Origin of the sequence: Streptomyces sp. NPDC001407, assembly GCF_042895325.1 — a bacterium.
Taxonomy (GTDB): domain Bacteria; phylum Actinomycetota; class Actinomycetes; order Streptomycetales; family Streptomycetaceae; genus Streptomyces.
Genome location: NZ_JBIAWF010000006.1, coordinates 175,957 through 189,907 on the forward strand (window position 1 = coordinate 175,957; position 13,951 = coordinate 189,907).

Consider the following 13,951-nt stretch of genomic DNA (forward strand, 5'->3'; position numbering starts at 1 on the left):
CTGGGCTGATCAGCCTCCCTGCACTGCGGTGAGGACCTCGACGCGGTCGCCCTCGCCGAGCGTGGTGCCGGGCCACTGGCCGCGCGGTACGACGGCCTCGTTGACGGCCGCCGCGACCCCGCTGTGCGCCGTGGTCAGCGAGGCCACGAGGCCGTCGAGGGTCAGGCCCCGGGGCACCGAGCGGCTCTCGCCGTTGAGGCTGATGCCGACGTGGGCCTCGGGGCTGTCGGTGGGGTCCATGGGGTTCATACGGGCAGCTCCTGGAGCGCGTTCGAGAAGCGGAGGGGAGAGAACGGGCGGGCCTCGTCCGGCAGCCGTCCGGTGGTCAGCGCCTCGGCCATCACGTCGCCGGTCAGCGGGGTGAGGAGCACGCCGTTGCGGTAGTGGCCGGTGGCGGCGAGCAGGCCGGGCAGGGCCGTGGGGCCCAGCAGCGGGGCGTTGTCGGGCGAGCCGGGGCGCAGCCCGGCGCGCGTCTCCACCAGGGGCAGCTCGGTGATGCCGGGCACCAGCTCATGGGCGTCGCGCAGCAGTTCGTAGACGCCGCCCGCGGTGACGGTCGTGTCCCAGCCCAGCTCCTCGGTGGTCGCGCCGACGACCAGCTCGCCGTTCTCACGCGGCACGAGATAGACGTGGCCGCCGCGCACCACCGCCCGCACGGTCCGCGACAGGAAGGGCGCGTACGCGTCGGGCACGCGCAGCCGCAGGATCTGGCCCTTGACCGGGCGCACCGGCGGCAGGACGTGCTCGGGGACGCCGGCGAGGGTGCCGCTGCGGCTGCCCGCGGCGAGCACGGTCCGGCCGGCGCCGACGCGGGTGCCGTCGGCGAGTTCGGCGCCGGTGGCCCGGTCACCGGAGAGCAGCAGCCGTACGGCCTCCGCGCGGTGGAAGGCGACCCCCGCCCGTTCGCAGGCCGTCAGCAGGGCCCCGGCGAGCCGCCGGGGGTCGGTCTGGTGGTCGCCGTCCACCCGCACGCCTCCGCGCACGCCCGGCGCGAGCATCGGCTCCAGCCGGCGGCACTCACGCCCCGACAGCCACTGGGCGTCCAGACCGCACCGCTCCTGGAGGGCGTGCAGCTCCCGCAGATGGGCCCGGTCGTCGGCGTCGAGGGCGACGGCGAGGGTCCCGCAGGCGCGGTAGCCGGTGTCCTGGCCGCTCGCCTCCTCCAGCTCCGCCGTGAACTGCGGATAGCGCCGCGCGGACGCCAGATTGAGCGCGAGCAGCTCCTGCTCGCCGTAGTGCAGCTCGGTCACCGCGGCCAGCATCCCGGCCGCCACCCCGGCCGCGCCGCCGCCCGGCGCGGGATCCGCGACGGCGGTGCGCAGGCCGCGCTGCGCGGCACGCCACGCCGTGACCAGACCGATGACACCGCCGCCGACCACGAGGACGTCGTACGTCCCCGGTGACGCTGTTGAAGACGCGTGCATGGGCGTCCAGCCCCTCCCTTCGCCGGCATGACCCGGATCAGGTTCGTACGGTCGGAGGCCGCCAGCCTCCCTCTCAGCCCGGTCCGTCCGGGCTCCCGCGAGTGCTTGTACAGCGGCCACCCTAGTACGCGCCGCGAACCGTCCGGAAGGCCGGACGGGGGCGGCCGGAGGGGCGTGCGCGGCACCGGGGCGCGCCAAACACCGTGACGTTGTGTCAGAGGTCTCGCTACGCGGTGCTCCGGTCGGGACGGGCCGCCGCCCTACAGTTGACCGGGTGAGCGAGCACCGGAACGAACCGCAGACCACCAGTGACCGGCGGGCCGTCATCGTGGGGGCCGGAATGGCCGGGGTGCAGACCGCCGTCGCCCTGCGTGAGCAGGGCTGGACCGGCGCGATCACCCTGCTGGGCGCCGAGCCCCACCAGCCGTACGACAGGCCGCCGCTGTCCAAGGCCGTGCTGCTGGGCAAGGCCGAGGGCTCCGCCTTCGAGGTGGACTTCGCCTCCCTCGGCATAGACCTCGAACTCGGCCGGGAGGTCACCCGGCTGCGGGCCGGCGAGCGCCTGGTGGACACTTCCGCGGGGCCCGTTCCGTACGACGTGCTGGTCATCGCCACCGGCGCCCGGCCCGTCGAACTGCCCGGCAGCGCGGGTGTCCCGGGCGTGCACCTGCTGCGCACCCTGGACGACGCGGAGCGGCTGCGCCCGGTGCTCGCCGGGCAGCGCGACGTGGTGGCGGTCGGCGCCGGGTGGATCGGCGCCGAGTTCGCCACCGCCGCGCGCGAGGCGGGCTGCCGGGTGACCGTCGTCGAGGCCGCGGACCGCCCCCTGGCCGGTGCCCTGCCGGCCGAGGTCGCCGCCCACATGACCGCCTGGTACGCCGACAGCGGCGCCCGCCTGCTCACCGGCGCGCGCGTGGCCGCCGTGGAACCCGGCGCCGTGGTGCTGGCCGACGGCACCCGGCTGCCCGCGGACGCCGTACTCGTCGGCATCGGCGCCCGCCCGGCGACGGAGTGGCTGGCGGGCTCGGGCGTCGAGCTGGCCGCCGACGGCTCCGTGGTCACCGACGACCGGCTGCGCACCTCCGTGCCCGGCGTCTACGCGGTCGGCGACTGCGCGTCCTTCCCGTCCGCCCGCTACGGCGAGCGGCTCCTGGTCCACCACTGGGACAACGCCCTCCAGGGCCCGCGCACGGTCGCCGGGAACATCGTGCACGGCACGGCCGAGGGGCCCATCTACGACCCGGTGCCGTATTTCTGGTCCGAGCAGTTCGGGAGGTTCGTGCAGTACGCGGGCCACCACGTCGAGGGCGACGAGCTCATCTGGCGCGGCGACCCGGCGGGCGCCGCCTGGACGGTGTGCTGGGTGCGCGGCGAGGTCCTCGTCGCCCTCCTGGCCGTCGGCCGCCCGCGCGACCTGGCCCAGGGCCGCAAGCTCATCGAGCGCGGCGCGGCCATCGACCGGGCACGGGCGGCGAACGCCTCGGTCCAGCTGAAGGCGGCGGCGGTGTGAGCGCCCGCTGAGGGCTCCGGGGGAGGCCGCCTCCCCCGGGCGTCTCCCGGGCCCCGCGCGACGCGCCGCCGACAAGGTCGGGTCAACCTGGCTACCGACTGTCAGTCCCAGATGGCAGGCTTGTCCCGTGACCGAGATTGACGCAAAGATCGATGCTCTCGTCCCCGCCTGGCTCAACCTCCCCGACATCGCGGAAATGCTCGATGTCGAGGTGACGCGCGTCCGGCAGCTGGTCAAGGAGGGCCAGCTGATCGCGGTGCGCCGTGGCGAGAACCGAGTGCTCCAGGTGCCCGCCGAGTTCATCGGCGAGGGCAAGGTGATCAAGGGCCTCGCCGGCACCTTGACGCTGCTGAGGGACGACGGCTTCAGCGACGAGGAAATGCTGGAGTGGCTCTTCACTCCGGACCCGACCCTGCCCGGCACCCCGGCGCAGGCCCTGCGCGAGAATCGTGGCACGGAGGTGAAGCGCCGCGCCCAGGCGCTCGCCGTCTGACCCGTCCGCAGGCGCTGTAGAAGCGTAAGAGAGAACCGTCCGGTGTGCGGGCGGGGCCCCGGGCCCCGCCCGCACACCGCCGACCCGGGGGGATCCACCCGATGTCCGTCACCGCGCGCGAGCGGCTCGCCGACGCCCGGCTGTATCTGTGCACCGATGCCCGCAAGCGCCAGGGAGACCTGCCGGAATTCCTGGACGCGGTCCTCGCCGCCGGGGTGGACGTCGTGCAGCTGCGCGACAAGGGCATGGAGGCGGGGGAGGAGCTGGAGCACCTCGCCGTCCTCGCCGACGCGGCCCGCCGCCACGGCAAGCTCCTCGCGGTCAACGACCGCGCGGACGTAGCCCACGCCATCGGCTCCCAGGTGCTGCACCTGGGCCAGGGCGACCTGCCGGTGCCCGCCGCCCGCGCGATCCTCGGCGCCACGGTGCTGATCGGGCGCTCGACCCACGCCGAGGCGGAGGTGGACGCCGCCGTCGCCGAGCCCGGCGTGGACTATTTCTGCACCGGCCCCTGCTGGCCCACCCCGACCAAGCCGGGCCGGCACGCGCCGGGCCTGGACCTGGTCCGCTACACCGCCGCACTGAAGCCCGCGCGGCCCTGGTTCGCCATCGGCGGCATCGACGCCACCAATCTGGACGAGGTGCTGGAGGCGGGCGCCCGCCGGGTCGTGGTGGTCCGCGCGATCACCGAGGCCGACGACCCCGCCGAGGCCACGGCCCGCCTCGCGAAGCGCGTCCGCGCGTACGGAGCGTGATGCCCGGCGGCGCGACGCCGCCGGCACCATCCGCCACGGACCGGTCAGGAAGCGGCCAGGGAACGTCGGTCAAATGTCAACGGGACATGAACAGACTGTCCAGAAAGTGGACGAGAGACCGGCTAATCGGTCATATCGCAAATGAGGGTTGGGGCTGCGCGGAACCGCTGGTTAACTTGCCGGTATGGCCCTTGGCACAGCCTCCACCAGGACAGACCACGCCCGCACGGTGCGTGAGCTGCTCGCCTCAGGCGCGCAGTCCTATTCGTTCGAGTTCGCGGCCCCGAAGTCCGAGAAGGGCGAGCGGACCCTGTGGAACGCCATCCGGCGGATCGAGGCCGTCGGACCCACCTTCGTCTCCGTGACCTACGGCGCGGGCGGCTCCTCCCGTGAGGGCACCGTCCGGGCGACCGAGCGGATCGCGACGGACACCACGCTGACGCCCGTCGCGCACCTCACCGCCGTCAACCACTCGCTGGCCGAACTGCGCAACATCATCGGCCAGTACGCCGACGCCGGCATCCGCAACATGCTGGCCGTGCGCGGCGATCCGCCCGGCGACCCCATGGGCGAGTGGGTGCGCCACCCCGAGGGCGTCGGCTACGCCGCCGACCTCGTCCGGCTCATCAAGGAGTCCGGCGACTTCTGCGTCGGCGTCGCCGCGTTCCCCGAGATGCACCCGCGCTCCACCGACTGGGAGACCGACATCGGTCACTTCGTGGCCAAATGCCGGGCGGGCGCGGACTTCGCCATCACCCAGATGTTCTTCTATCCGGAGGACTATCTGCGGCTGCGCGACCGGGTCGCGGCGGCGGGCTGCGAGACCCCGATCATCCCCGAGATCATGCCGGTCACCAACGTCCGGCAGATCGAGCGGTTCGCGCAGCTCAGCAACGCCGCCTTCCCGCCCGAGCTGGCCGAGCGGATCCTCGCGGTGAAGGACGATCCGGCCGCTGTACGCTCGATCGGGATCGAGTACGCCACCGAGCTGTGCTCACGGCTGATGGCCGAGGGGATCCCGGGGCTGCACTTCATTACCCTGAACCACTCCACGGCGACGCTGGAAATCTACGAGAATCTGGGACTGCACCAGCGGTCCTGATGGCTGTTCCCCGGGGCAACAGCCGCACGAGAGGGGCGTAAATGGGCTGGACGGTCCTCTACATCGCGTTCGGCATCGTCGCGCTCTGGCTGCTGGGCGAGGTGCTGCTCCAGTACAAGGCGCGACTGCGCTGGCGGTTGCTGGCCTTCGTCGGCTTCCTCGGCGTCGTCGCGGGCGTCGTCCTCTCGTCCGTGCCGGTCATCGCCGTGGGCGCGATCGCCTTCGCGGTCGGCCAGACCTATGTGACGCTCTCGTTCCGGCGTGGGTTCGCCGAGGGCTGGGCGATCCGCCGGGAGAAGGGCACCGGCACCGGCGGGCAGCCCGCCGCCGAGGAGAAGGGGCGCGCCGGGCGCCGGCGCAAGGGCGACCGGAAGCCCAAGGCCGCACCGCTCCCCGACCCCGCCGCCGAGACCGCCGCGATGCCGCGGGTCCCCGAGCGCGAGGACGCCCCGGACCTGCTCCCCAACGCGGCCCACCAGCCCGCCCCGCCGTACGACGGCCACGACGAGACGGCATACCTGCCGCCCGTGCCCCCGGGCCAGGACGCGGGCGGTTTCGCCCCGTACGACACCTATGGCGCTCAGGGCGGCACCCAGGGCGCGCCGTCCCACGACGGTCAATTCGACTACGGGCAGGGGCAGTACGCCGCCTACTCCGACCCCTACATCGGCAGCCGGCCGCCGGCGCAGGAGCAGTACGACGCGTTCGGGCAGCCGCAGTACGAGCCCTATCCCCAGCAGCAGTACGGGGCGGAGCAGTACGGAGCGGGCCCGTACCCCGCGGAGGCGTACGCGCTGACGCAGCAGTACGACATGGACACCCCGCCCGGCGGGGTCTGGGTCCCGCAGCAGCGTGACACCGAGGCCGCACCGCCTCAGCCGCCGATGCCGGGGCATGGGCCCGGCCACGACGGGCAGCAGTACCGCTACTGACGTCGCACGCCGAGGGCCGGCTTTCCGGCCCTCGGCGTGCGGGCAGCGCTACTCTGAGCCGCGCCAGTCCGCTCCCGAGACGATCAGCCCGGCCACCATCGCGCCCGACATCCCCGCGTGGGCCAAGCCTCCGCCGGGGTGGGCGAAGCCGCCCGTGAGATACAGGCCCGGCACCCGCGTCGCGTTCCCGGGCCGCAGGAACGCGCCGTCCGCCCCCGCCAGTACGGGCGCGGGGACGCCGCCCCCTTCCGCGCCGGTCGCCGCCTCGACGTCGGCCGGAGTGCGGAGCTCCCGCCACAGCACCCGCTCCCGCAGCCCGGGCAGCACCGCTTCCGCGGCGTCGGTCATCCGGTCCGCGAAGCCCGCGGCCGTCTGCTCGTCGCTCCAGTCGACCCGCCCGTGTGGGGCCACCGTGGCGGTCAGGGTGACCGCCTCGTGACCGTCGTCGGGGCGGGTGGCCGGGTCGTCCGGCCGCAGCACGGTCACCGTCGGGCGGTAGCGCCACGGGCCGGGCTCACGGACCCCGCCGCCCGCGGGGAAGACCTCGGCCAACTCCGCGCCGCGGTCCGGCGCGTGGACCACCGTGCGGTGGGCCGCGGCGGTGGGCCGGGCGCCCCGCAGCGCGAGACAGACCGTGAACCTGCCGGGCGGCACCGGCCGTCCAGCGCCTCCGGTCCCCTCGGCCGCGGCCGGTGCGATCGAGGCGAGCCGCCCGGGGGACACCCCGGCGACCACCATGTCCGCCTCGGCCACCTCGCCACCGGCCAGCTCCACGCCGGCGGCGCGCCCGTCCTTCTCGAAGAGGCCCAGAACCTCCTCGCCGAAGCGGAACTCGACCTTACGGGCCAGGCACCGCTCGTACAGCGCGTCGGCGAGCGCCCGCAGGCCCCCGCGCACGTACCAACTGCCGAAGGTCTGCTCCATGTACGGCAGCACCGTCGCGCTCGCGGGCGCGTGCCGGGGGTCGAGACCGTACGCCAGGGCGTGGCTCTCCAGGAGGGCGGCCAGCCGGGGGTCCTTCAACTCCCGCTCCGCGACGGAGGCGAGCGTGACCGGGGCGCTCCGCCGGAACAACCCGCGCTTGCGGACGGCCGGATAGGGGTCGCGCCCCAGCGGCTCGCGCGCCGCCGGGTCCGCGCGCAGCGGCTCCTCCAGCAGCGGCCGGCGCGTGGCGTCCCACACCTCGCGCGCCCGGTTGACCAGATCGCTCCAGCGCTCGCCCGCGCCCGCGCCGACCGTCTCGTCCAGCGCCTGGACCACACCGGCGCGCGAGGCGTTGGGCAGCGAGAGGACCGTGCCGTCCGCGAAGACGTGGCTGCTCGCCGGGTCGACCTGCACGAGATCGACGCACCGCTCCAGCGGCTCCTTGCCGGTCTTCACGAACAAGTCGCGGTAGACGGCGGGCAGATGCAGCAGGCCCGGCCCCGTGTCGAAGGCGAAGCCGTCCCTCGTCAGCCTTCCGACGCCGCCGCCATGAGTCGCCGCCCGCTCGTACACCACCACCCGGTGGCCCGCGACGGCCAGCCGGGCAGCAGCCGCCATCGCGCCCATCCCGGCGCCGATCACCGCAATCCGTGCCATGGGAGCGACTTTATCCGCAGGCACTGACAGCCCGGACCGACAGCCCGGACCGACAGCTCGGAGGGCAGCTCAGGCCGACGGCTCGGACGGCGGCTCAGACCGACGGCTCAGACCGACGGTCGCCGGGCCTCGTCCGGCCAGGCCGCGCGCTTCTCGGCGCGCCTCTGCCGCCTGCGCTGCCAGAAGCGGCGGACCCGCCTCCAGAAGAACACCACCAGGGCGATCCCCAGCGCGAGCAGTACCGCAGCGATGATGGCGGCGGCCAGCGGGTGGAACAGCGCGAAGACGACGAGCCCGGCGACGCCCAGATCCTCGACGGTGCTCAGCACGATGTTGCTGGCGGGCTCGGGCGAGGTGTTGACCACCGCCCTGGTGCCCGCCTTGACCAGGTGGCTCACCAGCGCGGTCGAGCCGCCCACCGCACCCGCGGCGAGGTCCGACAGGGAGCCGCTCTGCCCGGCCAGCAGCGCCCCGACCACCGCTCCGGCGACCGGCCTGACGACGGTGTGCACGGCGTCCCAGGCCGAGTCCACGTACGGGATCTTGTCGGCGACCACCTCGCAGAGGAAGAGCACACCCGCCGCGATCAGGACGTCAGGACGCTGCAACGCGTCCGGCACCTGGTCGCTCACACCGGTCGCGCCGAGCACGCCGAGCAGCAGGACCACGGCATAGGCGTTGACACCGCTCGCCCAGCCACTCGTGAACACCAGAGGAAGCACCGACACGCCGTGATCGTATCCGGGGCCCGCGACTGCGTCTGAACGCTCACGGGTGAGTACACGTACTCAGACGAGGAGATGAGTAGCCGCACGGATGGGGCATGCCCCGGAGGCAAGGAAGAGTGGTGTTCACGGAAGGGGCGTCCGCGCCGCACCGCCGACACGGGGCGGCGGAACGGTGCGGCGACCCTGACGCGACCGGGGGGTCTGGGGGGCTCCCGGAAGAAGTACGGGGGCTCGGGGGACGTACGGGGGAACGCTGCTCCGGTGTGGGCCGAGGGGGATCGGCCGGCGCCGGGGCAGCGCCGTTTCCCGGACCGGCCCGCGTGCTCAGACGCCGCCCTGCGGCTGCCGGACCTCGCCGCCCACCCGCCCCCGCAACAGCTGGGACAGTGCCGCGTGCACCTCCTCGACCGAACGCCCGGGCTGGAACGACAGCCAGTCCAGCGCCGTCACCAGCACCATCCCGAACAACGCGGCCGCCGTCAGCGGGACATCGAGCTCCGTGCTCAGCTCGCCCGCCTCCACCGCCTGTGTGAGGACCCCCTCGATCACCGCGAGCGCCCGCTCGCGCACCCGCGCCAGCGTCGGCTGCCAGGCCCGGTTGGTGCGCCACAGCTCGGCCGCGTACAGCTGGGCGAGCGCCGGACAGCCGGAGATGAAGTCCAGGCCCGCGCGGACCATCGCGTCCAGCGCCTCGACCCTGCCGCCACCGCGCGCGGCGGTCGCGTCGGCGGCCCGTCGCAGAGCGTCGCTCAGCAGCTCCATGCCGTGCCGCAGCAGCTCTTCGAAGAGGACGGTCTTGCTCGCGAAGTTGTAGTAGACCGTGCCCTTCGCGACTCCGGCACGTTCGGCGATCTCGTCCACGGTGGTGGAGGAGAAGCCCTGTTCGGCGATGAGGGTGACCGCGGCTTCGAAGAGCTTTCGCCGGGTGTTCTGACGGCGCGTACTACTGCTGTCGCTGCTGTCCATGCGCAGATTCTCCCTGCCGTGGCCCGGCCGCCGGAGGGCACCGCCGAGCTTCCGCCCGTCCGTGCGCACCGATGCCGGCCGGAACTGGCGGGGCAGAGCGCGGTGTTCACCCGGAGCCGTCGCTTCCGGGGCGGCGGGGCCCGGCCGGGCGGCACGGGGGTCGTGGCGGAGGGAAGCCCTGGACAGGCCCTAGGCTGGAGGCACCCAGAACCGCTGGGCCCTCCTGTCCGTCCCTGTTCCAGCACCGCCGAGGAGCCACCCGCCGTGTCAGACCCGCTGCGCCCCCGGGCGTCCCTCCGTACCGCCGTGGTCTGGGAGGTCCTGCGGGACGCCCTGGACCGCCGGGTCAAGGCCGCCGGGCGGGAGGGCACGGGCGCCCTGGAGGTCCTCGACACCGGTGGCGGCTCCGGCAACTTCGCCGTGCCCGTCGCCCGCCTGGGCCACCGGGTCACCGTCGTCGACCCCAGCCCCAACGCCCTGTTCGCGCTGGAGCGCCGGGCCGCCGAGGCCGGGGTCGCCGACCGGGTGCGCGGTGTCCAGGGCGACACCCACGGCCTCTTCGACGTGGTCGAGCGCGGTGCCTACGACGCCGTCCTGTGCCACGGCGTGCTCGAGTACGTCGAGGAGCCCGCGGAAGGCGTCCGCAACGTCGTCGAGGCGCTCCGCCCCTCCGGCACCCTCAGCCTGCTGGCCGCGGGCCTCGGCGGCGCCGTGCTGGGCCGGGCGCTGGCCGGCCACTTCACCGAGGCCCGTCAGGTGCTCGCCGACCCGGCGGGGCAGTGGGGCGCCGGTGACCCGGTCCGCCGCCGGTTCACCGCCGAGCAGCTCTCCGAGCTGGTCACCGCGGCCGGCCTGGAGGTCGGAGCGGTGCACGGCGTGCGCGTCTTCGCCGACCTGGTGCCCGGTGTGCTGCTGGACGCCGAGCCCGGCGCCATGGACGCGCTGCTCCAGCTGGAAGCGGCGGCGGCCGAGCTCCCGGCCTTCCACTCGGTGGCCACCCAGCTGCACGTACTGGCTGAGCGTGGCTGACCGCAAGCGGTAGGTGACCGGCCACCCGATCAGCCGCTTCGCCCCGTATGATCGGGGGGACACCGTCTGGCATGGCGCATCGGCGGAGAGGGAATGTACGTCCCGACACCACCGATCGCCACACCGACATCGGTGGGCGGATTGGCGCAGAGGGGCGGGTTTCACGGGGGCGATTCCCTGCCTATCCTGAAAGGGTCGCACCCCGGTCGCCCCCCGCGACCGACGAGTAGGAGGACTCCGTGCCGCTCTCGGAGCACGAGCAGCGCATGCTCGAGCAGATGGAGCGAGCGCTGTACGCCGAAGATCCCAAGTTCGCGACAGCGCTCGAGGGCAGCGGCCTGCGCACGTACACCCGGCGACGGGTATACCAGGCGGTCGCCGGGTTTCTGGTGGGCATCGCGCTCCTGATGGCCGGCGTGATGATTCCGGGACAGTACTGGATCAGCGTGGTGGGATTCCTCGTCATGCTGGGCTGCGCGGCACTGGCCGTCACCGGCTGGCGCAAGGCGCCCCGGCCCGGTGCGCAGCGTGGTGGTGTCGGCCCGGCGGGGGGAATGGGCGGCCGGGGTCAGGCCCGGCAGCGTCGCACCGTGATGGACCGCATCGAGCAGCGGTGGCAGCGCCGCCGTGACGAGCAGGGTCACTGAGAAGTCTTCCGCCGAAACGGCGTGATGTGGGGCCAGGACAATCGTCCTGGCCCTTTGTCGTTGCCCGGCCGAGCGTTCCTCGGCGCGGGCCCCGGGGGCACCGGATCCCTCTACGGGCCGCCGCCCCCACGCTCTTGACGAACCGTCAAGTCTGGCCGCGGGCCGTGCGGAGCGCTCCGCCCGCCCGGCGCCAGGCCGTGCCCAGCCGTCCCGACCGCAACCGCCCCGCCGCCGCCGTGCGGCGCCGGGAGAGGCCCCACACCAGGCGGACCGCCGAACGCGGGGCGAGCACCGCCCGCAGCCGCGCGGGCCGCCGCGCCGAGGAGCGCAGCCCCGCCCGTACGCGCTCCACATCCTCCGCGAGCCCCGCGGGAGGCCGCGGCCGTGGCGCGTACAGCACCTGCTCCACCGCGGTGGCGACCCGGTGCGCCGACTCCTCGGCCACGCCCGTCAGCCCACCAAGCCGTACGATGCGCGCCGCCGCGCTGCGGGGCGTGCGTGATTCGTCGGGCAGGACGCCGTAATCCCAGGCGGAGTCGGTCAGTTCGGCCCAGGCGGCGAGGATGTGCTCCGCGCCCGGCTCCGCGGGAGCGCGGGCACTCTCCGCCTGCCGGCCGGGGCCCGCGAGGCGCCGGGCCCGCAGCCTTCGCCGCCACAGCAGTGGCAGCAGGGGCAGCACCAGCACGGCGAGCCCGCCCGCCGCGATGCCCGCCACCGCCCCCGGCGACAGCCCGCCGCCGTGACCGTCGCCCGCCGTGGCCTGGGGGGCGTTCGGCGGGCACTCGCCCAGCCGCTTCAACTGCGGGGTGCAGCCGCTCGCCGCGGGCGGCCGTGCCGACGGCGCGGTGCTGCGGTCGGGCAGCGGCGCGGGCGCCCCCGGATCGGCGCCGGACGGCTCCTGCGCCGCGGTGTAGTCGGGGGCCGTGCCCCGGCTCGGCGTCGGCTCGAAGCGGGTCCAGCCGACGCCCTCGAAATACAGCTCCGGCCAGGCGTGCGCGTCCTTGGAGCCGACCGACATGGAGCCGTCGGGCAGCGGGGTGCCCGGGGTGAAGCCGACCGCCACCCGGGCGGGGATGCCCAGGGTTCGCGCCATGGCCGCCATGGAGAACGAGAAGTGGATGCAGAAGCCCCGCTTGGCATCGAGGAACTTCGCGATGGCATCGCTGCCGCCGCCCGACGCGACCTCCGTGTCGTAGCTGAAACCGCCGTCGGCCGCGAACCAGTCCTGGAGCCTGACGGCCTGCTCGTACGCGTTCGCCGACCCGGCCGTCACCTTCCTGGCCGTCGCCCCCACCACCTCCGGCAGCGACCCCGGCACCTTGGTGTACTCCCGCAGCACCTCCTCGCGCGGCGCCGGGGCTCCCGCCAGCTGCGCGGCCGTGGGCTGCACCAGAAGGCTCGACACCTGATAGCGCACGCCCCGGGTGGTCTGCCCGCGGTCACCGGCGACGGTGCGGCCCTCCGGTTCGTACCGCCAGCGGCCGTCCACGCGGACCCGCTCGGCGGGATAGGGGAGCGGCAGATAGTTCTGCGCGTACGAACCGGCGGCGGCGACCGAGGTGTTCACCGGCTCCGTGCGCACCCCGGGGGCGAGGCCCGCAGGGGTGGGCAGCACCTCCGGGAGGCCCGTGACGCGGCGCTCGGACGGCTGCCAGGACGCGCCGTCGAACCGGTCGAGCGCGACGATGCGCAGATACATCTCCCGGGTGCTCTCCGTGGACGTGCGATAGCGCATGACCTCGCGGTTCTCCGGCTGGTTGAGGCTGTCCCGGAGCGTGACCAGGGGGCGGACGGCGTCGAAGCCGGAGCTGTCCTCCCGGTCGGACGCGGCCGCCTGGCCGCGCGGCTCCAGCAGCCCGCCCTCCATCGTCGGCAGCACGGCCGGCACCGCCAGCGCGATACCGAGCGCGAGCGCGCCGATCCTGCGGCCGGTGCGCACCGGAGCGAGCGCGGGGCCGGAGCCCGGCGCCAGGAGCCGGGGGGAGGGCGACCGGGCGCCGCCGCCGAAGACCCGGCCCCACCGGGCGAGCCGGTCGCGGCCCTCGGCCAGGAGCAGCAGCAGATAGCCGGCCGCCGCCACCAGGAACCACAGCCAGTCCTTGCCGCTCTGGGCCAGCCCGGCCGCGATGGAGTAGAGCGCGAGCAGCGGCAGCCCCGCGGGCGCCGCGCTGCGCCAGGTCACCGCGACGGCGTCCACGGTCAGGCCGACCACCAGCAGGCCCCCGACCAGCATCAGCCGGATCCCGGTCGTCGCCGGTGCCGGGATGGCGAACCGCCCGACGTCGTCCGAGCCCTCCTGGAGCAGCTGCCCGAACTCCCGGAAGACGTCCGGCCCCGGCAGCAGCCCGCCGAGTGCCTGCGCGCGGGCGAAGACCAAGGTGAGCAGCACGAGCGTGACCAGTGCCTGCACGGCCACCGTCAGGGGCCTGGCGAGCGGCACCCGGCGGGCGAGCGCGCCCACCGCGCTCTGGACGGTGAGCAGGATCGCGGCCTGGACCATCCACGTGGTGGTGTCGATCAGCGGCAGCAGCGCGCACGCGGAGGCCAGCGTCGCCACCACCGCGCACACGGCGAGCCGCGCGCTCCCACTCATCCGCGCCCCCCTGCCGACGGCGGCCCGAAGGGCCAGGGCGGCACGGCGGGCATGGGCGGCACAGGGGGTCTCCCGGCGGGGGCGGTCGCCGTAGCCTCGCCCGGCTGCCCGGTGTGACCGGAACTTCCGGGGGGAAAGGCGGCTGCGCCGTCACCCGGCTGCCCGACGGGACCGGAGCCTCCGGCCGGGAA

At 74.6% G+C, this 13,951-nt stretch carries 13 protein-coding genes and 1 riboswitch; of the genes, 7 read left to right on the forward strand and 6 right to left on the reverse strand.

Annotated features, from left to right (window positions below; genetic code table 11):
- Nucleotides 1-9 precede the first annotated feature (9 nt).
- Together thiS and thiO are read right to left on the reverse strand one after the other, a co-directional pair.
- Nucleotides 10-249: a sulfur carrier protein ThiS gene (thiS, locus tag ACFY1P_RS11785; protein WP_361527110.1), complete on the reverse strand. Its 240-nt coding sequence runs from the start codon at nucleotides 247-249 to the stop codon at nucleotides 10-12.
- On the reverse strand, nucleotides 246-1,424 hold the full coding sequence (thiO, locus tag ACFY1P_RS11790; RefSeq protein WP_390750536.1) for a glycine oxidase ThiO: 1,179 nt from the start codon (nucleotides 1,422-1,424) through the stop codon (nucleotides 246-248). The genes thiS and thiO overlap by 4 nt, the downstream gene beginning before the upstream one ends.
- A riboswitch (TPP riboswitch) is annotated at nucleotides 1,422-1,533 on the reverse strand. (Overlaps the previous gene by 3 nt.)
- A 165-nt stretch (nucleotides 1,534-1,698) precedes the next feature.
- Between thiO and ACFY1P_RS11795 the strand changes: the two genes are divergently transcribed.
- The 5 genes from ACFY1P_RS11795 to ACFY1P_RS11815 all read left to right on the forward strand — a co-directional run bounded on the left by ACFY1P_RS11795 (nucleotide 1,699) and on the right by ACFY1P_RS11815 (nucleotide 6,216).
- Complete coding sequence (locus tag ACFY1P_RS11795) at nucleotides 1,699-2,934, forward strand: NAD(P)/FAD-dependent oxidoreductase (RefSeq protein ID WP_390750537.1); 1,236 nt, start codon at nucleotides 1,699-1,701, stop codon at nucleotides 2,932-2,934.
- 127 nt (nucleotides 2,935-3,061) lie between these two features.
- Entirely contained in the window at nucleotides 3,062-3,427 is a 366-nt protein-coding gene (locus tag ACFY1P_RS11800; protein WP_361527106.1) for an Rv2175c family DNA-binding protein, read from the forward strand.
- Nucleotides 3,428-3,528: 101 nt separating this feature from the next.
- Nucleotides 3,529-4,182, forward strand: a complete 654-nt coding sequence (gene thiE / locus ACFY1P_RS11805) for a thiamine phosphate synthase (RefSeq protein WP_390750538.1) — start codon at nucleotides 3,529-3,531, stop codon at nucleotides 4,180-4,182.
- A 184-nt stretch (nucleotides 4,183-4,366) separates the two neighbouring features.
- On the forward strand, nucleotides 4,367-5,284 hold the full coding sequence (metF, locus tag ACFY1P_RS11810; RefSeq protein WP_361527102.1) for a methylenetetrahydrofolate reductase [NAD(P)H]: 918 nt from the start codon (nucleotides 4,367-4,369) through the stop codon (nucleotides 5,282-5,284).
- A 41-nt stretch (nucleotides 5,285-5,325) separates the two neighbouring features.
- Entirely contained in the window at nucleotides 5,326-6,216 is an 891-nt protein-coding gene (locus ACFY1P_RS11815; RefSeq protein WP_390750539.1) for a hypothetical protein, read from the forward strand.
- A gap of 48 nt (nucleotides 6,217-6,264) precedes the next feature.
- Here the strand turns inward: ACFY1P_RS11815 and ACFY1P_RS11820 are convergent, their stop codons facing one another.
- From ACFY1P_RS11820 to ACFY1P_RS11830, 3 genes are all read right to left on the reverse strand, one after another.
- A complete protein-coding gene (locus tag ACFY1P_RS11820; RefSeq protein WP_390750540.1) occupies nucleotides 6,265-7,797 on the reverse strand; it encodes a phytoene desaturase family protein in 1,533 nt (510 codons plus the stop codon).
- Between the two features lie 107 nt (nucleotides 7,798-7,904).
- On the reverse strand, nucleotides 7,905-8,525 hold the full coding sequence (locus ACFY1P_RS11825; protein WP_361527096.1) for a DUF4126 domain-containing protein: 621 nt from the start codon (nucleotides 8,523-8,525) through the stop codon (nucleotides 7,905-7,907).
- 324 nt (nucleotides 8,526-8,849) lie between these two features.
- Nucleotides 8,850-9,491 (reverse strand): TetR/AcrR family transcriptional regulator, encoded by a 642-nt coding sequence (locus ACFY1P_RS11830; RefSeq protein WP_361527094.1) that lies wholly within the window; start codon nucleotides 9,489-9,491, stop codon nucleotides 8,850-8,852.
- 264 nt (nucleotides 9,492-9,755) lie between these two features.
- Here ACFY1P_RS11830 and ACFY1P_RS11835 point away from each other — a divergent pair, with 264 nt between their 5' ends.
- Both ACFY1P_RS11835 and ACFY1P_RS11840 read left to right on the forward strand, forming a co-directional pair.
- Entirely contained in the window at nucleotides 9,756-10,520 is a 765-nt protein-coding gene (locus ACFY1P_RS11835; RefSeq protein ID WP_361527092.1) for a methyltransferase, read from the forward strand.
- Nucleotides 10,521-10,759: 239 nt separating this feature from the next.
- Nucleotides 10,760-11,167, forward strand: a complete 408-nt coding sequence (locus tag ACFY1P_RS11840; protein WP_361527090.1) for a DUF3040 domain-containing protein — start codon at nucleotides 10,760-10,762, stop codon at nucleotides 11,165-11,167.
- Nucleotides 11,168-11,312: 145 nt separating this feature from the next.
- On the opposite strand, the gene ACFY1P_RS11845 is transcribed toward ACFY1P_RS11840, so the two are convergent.
- A complete protein-coding gene (locus ACFY1P_RS11845) occupies nucleotides 11,313-13,760 on the reverse strand; it encodes a transglutaminaseTgpA domain-containing protein (protein ID WP_390750541.1) in 2,448 nt (815 codons plus the stop codon).
- Between the last annotated feature and the right edge of the window lie 191 nt (nucleotides 13,761-13,951).